Source organism: Thalassospira tepidiphila MCCC 1A03514, from assembly GCF_001662875.1.
GTDB classification, from domain to species: domain Bacteria; phylum Pseudomonadota; class Alphaproteobacteria; order Rhodospirillales; family Thalassospiraceae; genus Thalassospira; species Thalassospira tepidiphila.
In genome coordinates this window covers 82,078-96,626 of sequence record NZ_JPVZ01000002.1, presented here as the reverse complement: position 1 = coordinate 96,626, position 14,549 = coordinate 82,078, and the positions used below count along the sequence as shown (strand labels likewise).

The 14,549-nt window shown below is 56.3% G+C and carries 11 protein-coding genes; 8 read left to right on the top strand and 3 right to left on the bottom strand.

Annotated features, from left to right (window positions below; all coding sequences use genetic code 11):
* The first annotated feature begins 405 nt into the window (after positions 1 to 405).
* Both lepA and TH4_RS04405 read left to right on the top strand, forming a co-directional pair.
* The gene (gene lepA / locus TH4_RS04410) at positions 406 to 2,211 is read left to right on the top strand and encodes a translation elongation factor 4 (protein WP_064780089.1); all 1,806 of its coding nucleotides are present in this window, start codon (positions 406 to 408) and stop codon (positions 2,209 to 2,211) included.
* Between the two features lie 131 nt (positions 2,212 to 2,342).
* On the top strand, positions 2,343 to 2,807 hold the full coding sequence (locus tag TH4_RS04405; RefSeq protein ID WP_083996972.1) for a heme-degrading domain-containing protein: 465 nt from the start codon (positions 2,343 to 2,345) through the stop codon (positions 2,805 to 2,807).
* Positions 2,808 to 2,883: 76 nt separating this feature from the next.
* On the opposite strand, the gene TH4_RS04400 is transcribed toward TH4_RS04405, so the two are convergent.
* From TH4_RS04400 to TH4_RS04390, 3 genes are all read right to left on the bottom strand, one after another.
* The gene (locus TH4_RS04400) at positions 2,884 to 3,156 is read right to left on the bottom strand and encodes a hypothetical protein (RefSeq protein WP_008888565.1); all 273 of its coding nucleotides are present in this window, start codon (positions 3,154 to 3,156) and stop codon (positions 2,884 to 2,886) included.
* 172 nt (positions 3,157 to 3,328) lie between these two features.
* Positions 3,329 to 3,727 (bottom strand): GFA family protein, encoded by a 399-nt coding sequence (locus tag TH4_RS04395; protein WP_064780088.1) that lies wholly within the window; start codon positions 3,725 to 3,727, stop codon positions 3,329 to 3,331.
* Between the two features lie 36 nt (positions 3,728 to 3,763).
* On the bottom strand, positions 3,764 to 4,786 hold the full coding sequence (locus TH4_RS04390; RefSeq protein ID WP_063086586.1) for an NAD(P)/FAD-dependent oxidoreductase: 1,023 nt from the start codon (positions 4,784 to 4,786) through the stop codon (positions 3,764 to 3,766).
* A gap of 241 nt (positions 4,787 to 5,027) precedes the next feature.
* Between TH4_RS04390 and tsaE the strand changes: the two genes are divergently transcribed.
* From tsaE to trxA, 6 genes are all read left to right on the top strand, one after another.
* Positions 5,028 to 5,504 carry a tRNA (adenosine(37)-N6)-threonylcarbamoyltransferase complex ATPase subunit type 1 TsaE gene (gene tsaE / locus TH4_RS04385; RefSeq protein ID WP_064780087.1) on the top strand — a complete coding sequence of 159 codons (477 nt, stop codon included), beginning with the start codon at positions 5,028 to 5,030 and terminating at the stop codon, positions 5,502 to 5,504.
* Positions 5,501 to 6,625 carry an aminoglycoside phosphotransferase family protein gene (locus TH4_RS04380; protein WP_064780086.1) on the top strand — a complete coding sequence of 375 codons (1,125 nt, stop codon included), beginning with the start codon at positions 5,501 to 5,503 and terminating at the stop codon, positions 6,623 to 6,625. Before tsaE ends, TH4_RS04380 begins: the two co-directional genes overlap by 4 nt.
* The gene (locus tag TH4_RS04375) at positions 6,622 to 7,383 is read left to right on the top strand and encodes a nucleotidyltransferase family protein (RefSeq protein ID WP_064780085.1); all 762 of its coding nucleotides are present in this window, start codon (positions 6,622 to 6,624) and stop codon (positions 7,381 to 7,383) included. Before TH4_RS04380 ends, TH4_RS04375 begins: the two co-directional genes overlap by 4 nt.
* Positions 7,383 to 10,544 carry a double-strand break repair protein AddB gene (gene addB / locus TH4_RS04370; RefSeq protein WP_064780084.1) on the top strand — a complete coding sequence of 1,054 codons (3,162 nt, stop codon included), beginning with the start codon at positions 7,383 to 7,385 and terminating at the stop codon, positions 10,542 to 10,544. The genes TH4_RS04375 and addB overlap by 1 nt, the downstream gene beginning before the upstream one ends.
* On the top strand, positions 10,541 to 14,005 hold the full coding sequence (gene addA / locus TH4_RS04365) for a double-strand break repair helicase AddA (protein ID WP_064780083.1): 3,465 nt from the start codon (positions 10,541 to 10,543) through the stop codon (positions 14,003 to 14,005). The genes addB and addA overlap by 4 nt, the downstream gene beginning before the upstream one ends.
* 162 nt (positions 14,006 to 14,167) lie before the next feature.
* Positions 14,168 to 14,488 (top strand): thioredoxin TrxA, encoded by a 321-nt coding sequence (gene trxA / locus TH4_RS04360; RefSeq protein ID WP_008888557.1) that lies wholly within the window; start codon positions 14,168 to 14,170, stop codon positions 14,486 to 14,488.
* Positions 14,489 to 14,549: the final 61 nt, after the last annotated feature.

The window sequence follows — 14,549 nt, the reverse complement described above, 5'->3', positions numbered from 1 at the left end:
GACATCTTGTGACCAGGACCCTTAACGTGATCACGTTCCGACAACTGATAGCCGTGCCAGACTGCAGGTTATTCGCAGACGCCGTGAACATAACACAACGCTTCTAATTCCGTGCAAAAACCCCTATAAACCCGCTGGTGATTGATCCGGGATATATCAGAACCGATTTCCCGAACGATGCAATGATCACGCAATGCTGGTTTTTCCGATCGTGCCCTTTTGCATCCGTGATGCGATAAGGCCTGATGTCGCTGCCGAAATTGGCTGGCTGACGGGGCAGGGGATATTGGGAAGAATGCGAGTTGCGCGTTATGTATCAACCGGGTATCTGGTGATCACACCGTTTCGACACAATGTGCCACGCGGCGAAATGCCAGCCAATTTTAGTGCCAGAAGCAGCCAAAAATGACTGACCTTAAGAACATTCGTAACTTTTCGATCATCGCCCATATCGACCACGGTAAATCAACCTTGGCCGACCGCCTGATCCAGTTGACCGGTGGCCTGACCGAACGTGAAATGGCCGATCAGGTTCTCGATTCGATGGATATCGAACGTGAACGTGGCATCACCATCAAATCCCAGGCCGTGCGGCTGAAATACACCGCCAAGGATGGGCAGGAATATACGCTCAACCTGATGGACACGCCGGGTCACGTAGACTTTGCCTATGAAGTGTCACGCTCGCTCGCAGCCTGCGAAGGGTCGCTTCTGGTGGTTGATGCCGCACAAGGTGTTGAAGCCCAGACCCTTGCCAACGTCTATCAGGCGATTGAAAACAATCACGAGATCGTGCCAGTCCTGAACAAGGTTGACCTTCCGGCAGCCGAACCAGATCAGGTCAAAGAACAGATCGAAGAAGTGATTGGCATTGATGCGTCTGATGCTGTGATGATCTCGGCCAAAACCGGCCTGGGCGTGCCTGACGTGCTTGAAGCACTGGTGCACCGTCTTCCGGCGCCGACCGGCGATGCGAACGCACCGCTTGAAGTTCTTCTGGTTGATAGCTGGTATGACACCTATCTCGGTGTGATGATTCTGGTACGCGTGAAGGAAGGCACCCTCAAAAAGGGTCAGAAAGTCCGCTTCATGAATGCCAAGGTCACCCATCAGATCGAACGCGTTGGTGTGTTCACGCCAAAGCCGCTTGCGATTGATGAAATGGGGCCGGGTGAAATCGGCTTTATCAACTGCGGTATGAAAACCGTGGCCGAATGCGAAGTCGGTGACACGATTACCGAAGAAAAACGTCCCTGCGCCAAGCCGCTGGCCGGCTTCAAACCGTCCATCCCGGTTGTGTTCTGTGGCATTTTCCCGGTTGATACCAGCGAATATGAAGTGCTGCGCGATGCGCTTGAAAAGCTGCATCTCAATGACGCGTCCTTCCAGTTCGAGCCGGAAAACTCGACCGCCCTTGGTCTTGGTTTCCGTTGTGGCTTCCTGGGTCTTTTGCATCTGGAAATCATTCAGGAACGTCTTGAACGCGAGTTCGAGCTTGATCTGATCACCACCGCACCGTCGGTGTCCTACAAGATCACGCTGAGCAAGGGCGAAGAAATCCTGTTGCATAACCCGGCCGATTTCCCGGACGTTACCAAGATCAAGGCCATTGAAGAACCATGGATCAAGGCATCGATCATGGTGCCGGACGAATATCTTGGCGGCATCCTAACCCTTTGCACCGAACGCCGTGGTGTTCAGCTTGACCTGACCTATGTCGGCAACCGCGCGATGGCGGTCTACAAACTGCCGCTCAACGAAGTGGTGTTTGATTTCTATGACCGTCTGAAGTCGATCTCTCGCGGCTATGCCAGCTTCGATTACGAAATTGCCGGTTACGACGAGAGTGATCTGGTCAAGGTTTCCATCCTTGTGAACGAAGAGCCGGTCGATGCGCTGGCCCTGATGGTGCACCGTTCGGCGGCTGAATATCGTGGTCGTGAGATTTGTAAGCGTCTTAAGGACCTGATCCCGCGCCAGATGTTCCGCATCGCCATTCAGGCCGCTATCGGTGGCAAGGTGATTGCCCGTGAAACCGTATCGGCCCTGCGCAAAGACGTGACGGCGAAATGTTACGGCGGTGACGTTTCGCGTAAACGTAAGCTTCTTGAAAAACAGAAGGCTGGTAAGAAAAAGATGCGTCAGTTTGGCAAGGTCGAAATTCCGCAATCGGCCTTTATCAACGCGCTCAAGATGGGCGACGACAAGTAAGCCGAAATTACGATTTCGAAACAAAGGCTGTATCACATTGGTGGTGCAGCCTTTTTTCTTTGCTGTTTTCAGAGGCTAACCTGCTGCGCTATGGATGGACGCAGCCCAACCAATTGCCCAAGGAGTCCCCGATGGATCTGGAATTGCTCGCCAAGCAGGAAGAAATTCTGGTGTTTGATCGCTTTGACGAAGACACCGCCTGGTCAATCGGCTTCAAACTGGTTGGCGTCGCGCAGGCCAAAAACGCCCCGGTTGCCATCAATATCCGCACCCCGGACCGCACCCTGTTTCACGCATCCCTCGCCGGTGCCAAACCGGCCAACGATGCTTGGGCACGTCGCAAAAGCAATCTGGTGCTGCGTGAACATCAAAGCTCGATGCGCTTTGGCGCGGAGCTTAAGGCCAAGGGCAAAACCCTTGCCGATCACGGGATCGATTTTGCCGACTATGCCGATCACGGCGGCAGCTTCCCGGTCCGTGTTGCCGGTGTCGGCGTGATTGGCGCGATTACAGTATCCGGCCTCGCATCACACGAAGATCACGGCATGATCGTGAGCGTTTTGGCCGAGCACCTTGGCGTTTCGGTTAAGCTCTAAGACACAGCCGAGCCTCTGGACGCTATATTTGTGAGATACTTGACGTTGAACGGCGAAGTCGCGAAAGAGGCCAAGCTTACTCTTCCAGAATAGCCTCAACCTTGCGGGACACCCATTTCGATATGATGGTCGAACCAGCGACCAAAAGGCCGATCGCAACCGCTGTACCAATGACAATGATGAAGCTGCCTGCAGAACGTCCATGCATCATCATCTGAAAGGTGGTTTGGAATGTCACCATCATCAGTAAGGTGCCAAGCAGAAGCGTACCTGAACCAAACAGCATCAGTTTGCGCATATTCATTTTTCGGCGGCTGTTCGGTTGGTCGCCCTGATTCTGGTCGCTCATTTCGTTCCCCTGATGGTGATATGTGCGAATTCTACTCTTGGTAGAATTTTGCAGCCTGTCATGATTGGGCCCCGAGGGCCAGAGACAAGTTTCTTTTGTCCGGTACCTGTGATGTCACCAGTTTGGCAGGAACAAGCTTCAGTACTTTAAAAAGGGCGAGGGATCGTCGCACTTAATCGAAATGCTCGATCTCCGGGTCAATGCCCGCAAAGCTCGGCAGTGCTGTGCGCATCCAAAGATGCTTTTTAGCCTTGAACAGGCTTGGGTCATCAAAGGTGCCCAATCGGAAATCGATGAAGCTGTCATCATCGCCCTTGCGCCAGGTGATGCTTGATCCGCATTTTGGGCAAAATCCGCGATATTTGCCAGGCGAGCTTTCATATTCGCGCGGCTTGCCATCCCATGTGACGGCATTGGTCGGGAACGCGACAAAGGTCGAAACACCCGAACCGCTGTCCTTGCGGCACATGCCGCAATGGCAGTGATTGCTGCCAATCGGTTCCCCGGATGCAACAAAGCGCACCGCGCCACAAAGACAACCCCCACGATGTTCGGGATGTTTTGCGGTCATGGTGCGCTTCCTTGAAAACTTTGACCAAATGTCGGGTTATTCGTTCGGAACACCCGTCGTGGTCGAATATTCGAAGTGGAATTCCTTGTCCGGGAACATATAGGAGCGTGCGGCGTGGATCGCGCTCGCACCTTCGGCAAAGCCCGACAGGATCAGTTTAAGCTTGTGCTCATAGGTCGCGATATCGCCGATGGCAAAGATGCCCGGGACGGATGTTTCCATCGTCGCCTGTTTCACGCCGATATGGTTCTTCTCAAGATTAAGGCCCCAATCGGCAATCGGGCCAAGTTCCATGGCAAGGCCAAAGAACGGCAGAAGATGATCGGCTTCAAGCTCGCGCTCCTCGCCCTTCAGCGTCGCGACAACCACGTGCGACAGGATGCCATTTTCACCCTTAAGCCCCTTAAGCTGATAGGGAATGACCATCTCGATCTTGCCCGCCTCGGCGAGCGCCTGCAGTTTTGCACTGCTGTCAGGGGCCGCACGGAATTTCGGGCGACGATGAACCACCATCACCTTGGCGGCAATATCATGAAGCGACAGTGCCCAGTCGACAGCCGAGTCACCGCCACCGGCAATCACGACGTTCTTGCCAGCGAAGTCGGCACGACGTTTGACGTAATACTGAACGCCACCCGATCCTTCATACTCTTCTAGGCCGTCCATCGGTGGTTTGTTCGGGCCAAAGGCACCACAACCCGCCGCAATCACAACCGCACCGGCATCAATCACCGTGCCCTTGGTGGTGACCAGCGTGAAGCGGCCATCATCGCGTTTCTCAAGCTTGGTGACCTGCTGGCCCAGATGATAGGTCGGCTCGAACGGATCGGCCTGTTTGGCAAGCTCGTGAATAAGGTCCTGACCGGCGATCTGCGGATGGGCCGGAATATCGAAAATCGGCTTTTCCGGATAAAGTGCGCTGCACTGGCCGCCGACCATATCAAGCGCGTCAATCACATGGGATTTAAGCCCCAGCATACCGGCTTCGAAAACCGCAAAAAGCCCGACCGGACCTGCGCCAATAATGGCAATATCTGTGCTATGCGATGCGTCTGACATACTTATTCCATCCAAATAAAATCAAATTTGGGTAGGGGGCTGCCCCCAAGCCCGGCGGTGTGCGGGATTTCTTATGCAGCGAGATAGCATCTGGAACACGATATCGCAATGTAAACCGGCCTTTTTCCGGGTTTGCGCCGTGATTTGAACCACACGTCCCAATCGGCTTCGCAAAATCATTGCGAAGTGCGGCATCAACCCCCTAAAACAGAAGGCAAGAGCCACTCAAAAGACGGACATCATGACCAGGACAGTCACTGTCAGCGATCAGAACGGGACCGAAGCCCTTGCCGCCAAACTTGCCGCTGTTGCCGGGGCAGGCGACGTGATTTTGATGCACGGAACACTCGGTATGGGCAAAAGTGCCTTTTGCCGTGCCTTCATTCGCGCGGTGGCCGATAACCCGCATGAAGAAGTTCCCAGTCCGACTTTCACACTGGTTCAGATCTATGAGCTTGATCGCGTGCCGGTCTGGCATTTTGACCTGTATCGACTGTCTGATCCCGAAGAAGTCCACGAGCTTGATATTGAGGATGCCTTTTCAGATGCCGTCAGCCTGATCGAATGGCCGGATCGGTTGGAATATCTGACCCCGGAAAACCGTCTTGATATTCATATCGATCCCGGATCGACCCCGGATGGCCGTGTGTTCAAGCTTGAGCCGCATGGCGAAGACTGGATGACGCGGATCAATGATCTGGTGGTGGATCCGTCATGAAACGCGCAAGCCCCGATCAGGAACGACGTAATGCCGAACGCCAGGATTTTCTGGTCACCTGTGGCTGGCAGACCGCCCAGGTCATGCCGTTGGTTGATGATGCCTCGGCGCGGAGATATTTCCGCCTCGAACGGCGCCATGACACCGCCCTTCTGATGGATTTCCCGCCGACCGCGACCCATGTTGATCCGCACGGCATTCATGACAATCCCGAACGTCCGGCCTCTGTTTCACCAGTTCTGCAAACCACAAACCTGTTCAAACAGGCCGGTTGGCGGGTACCGGAAATCTATCAGGCGGATGAAAAGCGCGGCTTGGTCCTGATCGAGGATTTTGGTGACATCACCTTTACCGAGGCGCTCATGGGCAGTGCGATGCTTGATGGCACAACGCAGGATGCCCTTTATCTGCGTGCCATCGAACAGCTGATCACCCTGCACCGCTTCTGCGACGGGGGCGGGATGAACGATTGCGGGTTGGTGCGCTATGGCCCGGAAAATCTGCGGCGCATGCTCGCAAGCTTCAAGAACGATTATCTGCCGCTGGTCATCCGGGACGCAGCCAAGCGTGATGCGGCAAGCACCGCCTTTGATCAGCTTCTCGAAACCGTGTTGCCACTTTGCTGGCAGGTGGGTGAGGTGATCATTCACCGCGATTATCACGTTGATAACCTGATGCTGGTCGAAAATGGTGAGGGCGGTGATGATTGCGGCATCATAGATTTTCAGGACGCGGCCATTGCACCACGGCCGTATGATCTGGCGTCGCTTCTGCGCGATGTGCGCCATGATATCGGCCCGGACCTTGAAGCGCGGATGAAGGAATTCTATCTCGCCGCTTTCCCTGACATTGATCGTTCTGATTTCGAAACGGCCTATCTCGCCACCTCGATGGTGCGCAATTTCCGCATCCTGGGCCGGTTTGGCTGGCTTGCGATCAAGGCCGGAAAGACGCGCTATTTCGACTACATCCCGCGTTGTTGGGAGATGATCCTGCGCGGGGCGGCTGATAACCTGCCTGCCCTTCAGGATTGGGTGGATGCCCATATCCCGGCCGATGCGCGCACCGCCCCGGCACTCGCCAAAACCCGGAACCTGTCAGGCAAAGAGGCACAATCATGAGCGCACCAAACGCAAAGGCACAGGCCATGGTTCTGGCGGCTGGCCTTGGCAAACGCATGCGCCCGATCACCGATACCATGCCAAAGCCGCTGATATCGGTCGCGGGTAAACCGATGCTTGATCATGTGCTTGATAAACTCGCAAACGCCGGTGTCAGGCAGGCGGTGGTCAATTCGCACTATCTTGGGCAACAGATCATTGATCATGTCGCCACCAGAACTGCACCCGCCATTGTGACCTCGCCTGAGGAAGACCTGCTTGAAACCGGCGGCGGGGTGAAAAATGCCCTTTCGAAACTTGATGATGACGCGGTCCTGATTGCCAATGCCGATGTCTTCTGGACCGAGGGGGCGGAGCCACTGTTTGATCGCCTGTTCAATGCTTTTGACCCCGATCACATGGATGCACTTCTGGCCCTCTATCCGGTGGCAGATGGTTATGGCTATGACGGGGCAGGGGATTTCTTCTGGCAAGTGGATGGGCGGCTAAAACGGCGGGTTGATGCGCCGTCTGCCCCTTATTTCTTTACCGGTGTGCAGGTTCTCGCACCGCATCTGTTTGAAGACACTCCCGATGGTGCCTGGTCACTGAATGTCGTTTATGACAAGGCGCTTGCGGCTGGACGGTGTTATGGTCTGGTACATGATGGCGGATATTTCCATATCGGCACGCCAGAGGCGCTCAAGGAATCCGAACCAGTCATCGCACAGGCGCTTGAGGTTGAGCGCGCCAAGAAAGAAGCATCCGGGGGAGTTTGATGGCCGACCTGTTTGATTACATGGACGCGCCCGAATATGACGAAGCTTCCTTCGCGGGGGAGGCAACGCCGCCCTCAAACCTGTTTTTCATTCCGCCCGGCGTTGCCTTTGCCGATCTGATCGCCAAACAACTAATGGCGGAAACCGCCGATCAGCCAGATCGTCTGCCTGACTATGTCCTGATGGTACCCAATCGCCGATCCGCCAAGGTGATGCGCGATGCCTTTTTACGGCAGTCGCAAGGCGCGGTGACCCTGCTTCCGACCATTCGTCCCTTGGGCGAGGCGGATGAGGATGAATTGGCGATTTATGGTGCGGGTGGTGAACAGGCGGCCCTTGATCTGCCGCCCGCCATCCCCGATCTCCAACGTAAATTGCTGCTCACCCAGCTGATCATGGGGCGCCCCGATCATCGCGGTGAAAAGCCAACCGCCGATCAGGCCGCCCGTCTTGCCGGCGAACTCGCACGCTTTCTTGATCAGGTGCAAACTGAAAACTGCGCTTTTGACGACCTTAAGGGCCTGGTCCCCGAAGAATTCGCCGAACACTGGCAGCTCACCCTTGAATTCCTGCAAATCTTGACCATTCACTGGCCGGGTATTCTGGCGGCACAGGATGTCAGTGACCGGGCCATGCGGCGCAATGCCCTGATTGCCGCGCAGATCGATCTATGGGAAGAAAACCCGCCCGAAACACCGGTTCTGATTGTCGGATCCACCGGGCCGTTTCCGGCACTTCGCGATTTGATGGCGGCGGTGCTTAGAATGCCGCAGGGCCGTGTGGTTTTGCCCGGCCTTATGACAGGGCTTAGCCACGAAGACCGGGCGGCGATTGCCGATGATGCCGCCCATCCACAACATCTTCTGGGCAAGACGTTGGGCCATATTGGTCGCCATGCTGACAGTGTCCTGCCTTGGCCGGCCATTGAGCCCGAAAGCGATGCCACGATTGAGCGCCGCCGTCTGGCCCGCGAGGCATTGCGACCGGCCAAGACCACCCATCACTGGCGTCACATCGCTGGATTTAGCCCGGATGTGATGGATGGCGTTTTGCGTGTGGATTGTTCTGGTGCGCGTGAAGAGGCAACCACCATTGCCCTTATGATGCGCGACGCCCTGGAGCATCCTGAAAAAACGTGCGCACTGGTCACGCCGGATCGCGGTCTTGCCCGGCGTGTGGCCACCGAACTGCGCCGGTGGGAGGTTGAAATTGATGATTCGGCCGGAATCCCGCTTCATGACACGGCACCGGCAATATATCTGCGCCTTGTCGTGCGTGCCGTGCAGGAGGAATTTGCCCCTGTTCCGTTGCTGGAGTTGCTCAAACATCCGTTATCGGCGGCGGGACTTTCACCCGAAAACTTCCGGGTTCTGACCCGGTTGCTTGAAAAGGAAGTCCTGCGCGGTGCCCGACCGGGTCCGGGGCCGGATGGTTTGCAAACCGCCCTTGATGGCTGGTGCGAGGATACGGTTGCCCGCCTCAGCACATCCGGATCAGATAACGTGACGGGCCGCATTGAACGCATTCGCGATGATCATGCGCGCCTTAGTGATCTGGTGGAACGCATTAAAACCTGCCTTGATCCGATTGATGATCTGACTGGCGATAAAACGCACGCGCCGGTGCATCTGCTGCGCAGTCATGTTACGGCGGCTGAGGCGCTGGCAGCCAGTGATACGCAAACCGGTGCGGATCGCCTGTGGCGCGGCGAAGCAGGCGAGGCATTGGCGGATTTCGTTCATGAACTGCTGAATGCGCTGACAGATTTCGCGCCGATGCCGGGCAATCGGTATAGCGCGTTTCTCGATGCGCTGATGGCGGATCGCGCGGTGCGTCCGCGCTATGGCAAACATCCGCGCCTGTTTATCTGGGGCACGGTCGAAGCCCAGATGCAGCAGGCCGATCTGACCATACTGGGTGGGCTGAATGAGGGTGTCTGGCCACCTGAAGCTGGGGCCGATCCGTGGATGAGCCGCCCGATGCGGCGTAATTTCGGCCTGCCCGCCCCCGAACACCGGGTTGGGCAATCGGCCCATGATTTTCAGCAACTGTTTTGTTCGCCCGATGTGGTGATGACCCGTGCATTGCGTATCGAGGGCACGCCAACCGTGCCGTCACGCTGGTTGTTACGCATTGAAAACATTCTGCGTAAATCGGGCGTTTCGATGGAAAAGCCCGATGCGGCCGAGTGGCGTGCACTGGCTGATCTTATTGATGAACCGGCCTCGAGCATGCGGATCAAGATCGGACGCCCCGCACCCAAACCGCCTGTATCGGCGAGGCCGGATCGCCTTTCGGTGACTCAGATCGAAACATGGATGCGTGACCCCTATGCGATCTATGCCCGCCATATCCTTGGCCTGCGCAAGCTCGATGGTATCGACGAAGATCCCGGTGCAGCCGATTACGGCAACCTGATTCACGACGCCCTTGATCAGTTCATCGCCCGCCATCCCGAACATTTGCCACCGGATGGCGAACATGAATTGCTGATCATTGGTCGCGAAGTGTTCAAGCCGCTTGCGGCACGCCCCGGTCTTTGGGCCTTCTGGTGGCCGCGGTTCGAGCGCATCGCCAAATGGTTCATCCAGACCGAAGCAGCGCGCCGCGATGCCGTGCGTAAATCCTATACCGAACAATCCGGAACCCTTGATACCAGCAGCGGTTTTCAGGTCTATGCCCGTGCTGACCGCATTGATCAACTGCGCGATGGCGGCATTGCGATCATTGACTATAAAACCGGCCAAGTACCTGCGAAAAAAGATGTAGTGAGCGGTTTTGCCCCTCAATTGCCGCTCGAAGCGGCGATTGCTGAAAAGGGGGGCTTTGGCGACGTGCCTGCGGGGCCTCCGGCCAGTTTGGCATTTTGGAAGCTCTCCGGCGGTGACCCAGCAGGAAAAATTGAAGAACTGGACGCCAAGAGTTTGAAAACCACTCCGGCCGAACTGGCACACGCGGCGGTGGACGGGGTTAATGGGCTTGCTGCGGCCTTTGCCGATCCCGATACGCCCTATCTCAGTGTTCCTCATCCTGATCACGCACCGAAATATTCCGACTATGTCCATCTCGCCCGCCTGCGTGAATGGATGGGCAGCGAGGATATTGATGATAGCGCTAACACCGAAGAAAAACAGGATGTTGGTGAAGGGGATAAATCATGACCGAAATGAGCGGAACCGATCCCAACGTCCTGCAACGCAATGCATCCGATCCGACAGCATCGGTCTGGGTGTCGGCTTCGGCAGGCGCCGGCAAGACCAAGGTGCTGTCAGATCGCGTCTTGCGCCTGATGCTTTCTGGGACAGAGCCGCATCGTATACTCTGTCTGACCTTCACCAAGGCCGCAGCGGCCGAAATGGCCAACCGTGTCAACGAACGATTGGGTCTGTGGGCCACGATGGAGGATCGCGATCTTCAGGCTGATCTTGCCAACCTAGCAGGTATGGCGCCGAGTACCGATGAAACCATCCGTGCGCGCCAGCTTTTTGCCCGTGTGCTGGATGCGCCGGGCGGAATGAAAATCCAGACCATCCATGCGTTTTGTCAGTCGCTGTTGCGCCGTTTCCCGCTAGAGGCCGGTCTGGCACCGCATTTTGAAATCATGGATGACCGTACAGCGGACGAAACTATGGCTGCGGTACAGGAAGAAGTTCTCGCATATGCTCGCACAGGAAGGGATGATCAGCTTGCTCGATCCCTTGCAATAGTGACGGCTCAAGTCGGTGAAGGTGCCTTCGGCGATTTGATGCGGGAACTCGCTCGGGAGCGTGGGCGGCTGAAGCGCATGTTGCACAGTCATGGCGGCTCCAACCGAATGCACCAAGCAGTCTATAAAGCACTTGGTGTGCCTATGGGTTTGGATGACGAGGAGATATTACGTCGTGCGCTTTCGGATGATGCTTTTGATCGAGACGGCTTATTGCGAGGTCTTGCAGCTCTTGAGTCCGGGAAAAAAAGCGACCTCAAGCGGGTGCCCGGACTTGCTCAATTCCTTGAAAAGACGACTGTTGAAGATCGAGTAGCTGTTTTTAACGACTACATCCGAGTGTTCTTCACTGAAAAAGGAAAGCCCTTTGACAAGCTGATCACGAAGGATGCCGCCGAAAATCACCCGATGGGGGCCGATGCACTTGAACAGGAATGCGCGCGTCTGGTCGAGGTCGACCGACAACGCAAGGCCGCCGCAATGGCCGGGGCGACATCGGCGCTAATCACCATCGGCAATGCGATGCTTGATCGCTATGCCACCAAAAAGGCCCTGCATGCCCGCCTTGATTATGATGACCTGATCCTGACCAGTTTGCAGCTTTTGCAACGTCAGGCCGGGATTGCCGGTTGGGTATTGTTCAAACTGGACGAAGGCCTTGATCACGTCCTGATTGACGAGGCGCAGGATACCAACCCCGAGCAGTGGGAAGTGGTGCGTATTCTGGCCGAGGAATTCTTTATCGACGCCGGGCGCCATGCCGATAAGCCGCGTACCATCTTTGCCGTCGGCGATGCCAAACAATCGATCTATAGCTTCCAGCGCGCCGATCCGGAAAAGTTTGCTGAAATGCGCCGCTACTTCCGTGAACGGGCGCGTGAAATTGCCGCCGACTGGCGCGAAGTACCGATGAACATCTCGTTCCGGTCTACCGATGCGGTGCTGGGCACGGTGGATCGTGTCTTTGCCGGGCCGGTCGCCAAGCAGGGTGTGGGCGATGATGGCGCCGATGTGCTCCATAGCCCGTTTCGTGTCGGGCAGGCCGGGCGGATTGAACTTTGGCCTGCGGTTGAGCCCGAAGAACGCGCACCCGAAGACCCATGGACGCCGCCGACCCGCATTGTCCGCCTTGAAGATCCGGAAATCCGCCTTGCCCGCGTCATTGCCGGGCGCATCCGCCATGCGATTGATGAAAAGGAAGTCCTGACGTCGCGTGGCCGTCCGGTGCGGGCAGGTGACTTCATGATCCTTGTGCGCCGTCGTACCGCCTTTGTCGATGAGGTCGTCAAGGCACTTAAGGAACGCAACGTACCGGTCGCCGGTGTTGACCGCATGCAAATCACCGATCAGCTTGCGGTCATGGATCTGGTGGCGTTCGGGCGGTTCCTGTTGATGCCCGAAGATGACCTGACACTGGCCGAGGTGCTTAAAAGCCCGTTGATCGGCCTTGATGATGATCAGCTGTTTGAAATTGCCCATAACCGCCCCAGAACCCTGTGGCATGCGTTGCGTAAAAAGGCGGCGTTGGTCGAAGACGGATCGCCATTTGCGCGTGCCTATGCCTTTTTGTTCAAGTGGCTGGGCCGGGTTGATTACGAACGCCCGTTTGAACTTTATGCCGAATTGCTGGGCGGTCGTGGTGAGGAAGCGCGTGGTGTTCGAGCCCGCCTGGTGGGCCGTCTGGGGATCGAGGCCAATGATCCGATTGACGAATTCCTTAACCTCGCCATGGGCTATGAGGCTGATCATGCGCCGACGCTTCAGGGCTTCCTGCACTGGCTGATGGCGGGCGATGCCGAGATCAAGCGTGACCTTGAACAAAGCGGGCGTGATGAAGTCCGCATCATGACCGTGCATGGTGCCAAGGGCCTTCAGGCCCCCATTGTGTTCCTGCCCGATACCATGCAGGTGCCGACACAGGCACCCAACCTGTTCTGGCAGGAAGACCGCAACCTGATGTTCTGGTTGCCGCGGGTGGCGCTTGAAACCGATCTTGTTGCGCGCCTGCGCGATGACATCGCGCTCAAACGTGATCAGGAATATAACCGCCTGCTGTATGTCGCCCTGACACGCGCCGAAGACCGGCTTTACATCTGTGGTTGGCAGGGGCGGCGCAAGGCACCAGAGCATTGCTGGTACAATCTGTGTAGCCAAGCGATGGAAGGCTACGCCAAACCGGCCCAGATTGATCTTTCGACCTATTCCGGATCAGGATGGGAAGGCGAAGGCTGGGTCTGGGAAACCGATCAAAGTCAAGCGCCCAAACCGGACCGTTCAGATGATATTTCGGATTCAAAACAATCTGCAAAACGCCAATTAATTCGGGCAGTTGCGCCAGAAGAATCCTTCCCGCCAAAGCCACTGGCTCCCAGTCGGCCGCTTGAAGATGAACCAGCTGTTCAATCACCGTTGGGTGGCGATCAGGGACAAAGCTTCAAACGTGGTCTTCTGATCCATAAGCTTTTGGAACTTCTGCCAGACCTTCCGGAACAGGCACGTCAGAAGGCAGCCGAACGCTTCCTTGCCCAGCCAGTCCATGCGCTTGATGCCGATCTGCAGGCCGAAATCGCCAAGGAAACGCTGGGTATTTTCGACAGCCCGGCCTTTGCCCCGGTCTTTGCGCCGGGATCGCGGGCCGAGGTGCCGTTGGTTGGTATTGTCGGCGGGGATGTGGTTTCGGCCCAGATTGACCGGCTTGTCGTGCGCGATGATGAAGTGATGATTGTAGATTACAAAACCAACCGTCCGCCGCCCCGCGATGTCGAAGACACGCCGCGTGCCTATCGTCGCCAGATGTCGATCTATCGCGCGGCCTTGGCGCAAATGTATCCGGGCAAAAAGGTCAGGTGTTTCATTCTCTGGACCAATGGGCCGTGGATGGTAGAGTTGCCCGATCACATTCTGACATTTGGTTAGGGAACCGACTCTGCAGAACGCCTGCTTTGACGAAGATCGCTTTCGCGCGGATCGCCCAATGCGCTTGACGTTTGCGTCAGTGCTGCCTACCTTGGCCTCATAAAGCGGATCGAGGTTTGCGGGTTCGCCCGCCTTGCCTCGTAACAACTAGGATCTGAAAGTATGACCACGATTAAAGTTTCCGACGGTTCGTTCGATACCGACGTTCTGGGTTCCAACGACCCGGTTTTGGTCGATTTCTGGGCTGAGTGGTGCGGTCCGTGCAAACAGATTGCCCCATATCTCGATGAAATCGCTGGTGAACTGGGCGGCAAGCTCAAGATCGCCAAGGTGAATATCGATGAAAACCCGAACACCCCGGCGAAATACGGTGTTCGTGGCATCCCGACCCTGATGATCTTCAAGGGTGGTGAAGTCGCTGCGATGAAAGTCGGCGCACTTCCGAAAAGCGCCCTTGTCGACTGGATCAACCAGTCGATCTGATCTTCACCGGATCAATGAATTAAAAGGCGGGCTGAATTTCAGCCCGCCTTTTTCTTTGCCC

Coding starts and splice junctions, on each gene's coding strand:
- TH4_RS04395 (WP_064780088.1), bottom strand. CDS start 3,727: ATGACCGCAAAACATCCCGAACATCGTGGGGGTTGTCTTTGTGGCGCG.
- TH4_RS04390 (WP_063086586.1), bottom strand. CDS start 4,786: ATGTCAGACGCATCGCATAGCACAGATATTGCCATTATTGGCGCAGGT.
- TH4_RS04380 (WP_064780086.1), top strand. CDS start 5,501: ATGAAACGCGCAAGCCCCGATCAGGAACGACGTAATGCCGAACGCCAG.
- lepA (WP_064780089.1), top strand. CDS start 406: ATGACTGACCTTAAGAACATTCGTAACTTTTCGATCATCGCCCATATC.
- addA (WP_064780083.1), top strand. CDS start 10,541: ATGACCGAAATGAGCGGAACCGATCCCAACGTCCTGCAACGCAATGCA.
- trxA (WP_008888557.1), top strand. CDS start 14,168: ATGACCACGATTAAAGTTTCCGACGGTTCGTTCGATACCGACGTTCTG.
- TH4_RS04375 (WP_064780085.1), top strand. CDS start 6,622: ATGAGCGCACCAAACGCAAAGGCACAGGCCATGGTTCTGGCGGCTGGC.
- tsaE (WP_064780087.1), top strand. CDS start 5,028: ATGACCAGGACAGTCACTGTCAGCGATCAGAACGGGACCGAAGCCCTT.
- TH4_RS04400 (WP_008888565.1), bottom strand. CDS start 3,156: ATGAGCGACCAGAATCAGGGCGACCAACCGAACAGCCGCCGAAAAATG.
- TH4_RS04405 (WP_083996972.1), top strand. CDS start 2,343: ATGGATCTGGAATTGCTCGCCAAGCAGGAAGAAATTCTGGTGTTTGAT.
- addB (WP_064780084.1), top strand. CDS start 7,383: ATGGCCGACCTGTTTGATTACATGGACGCGCCCGAATATGACGAAGCT.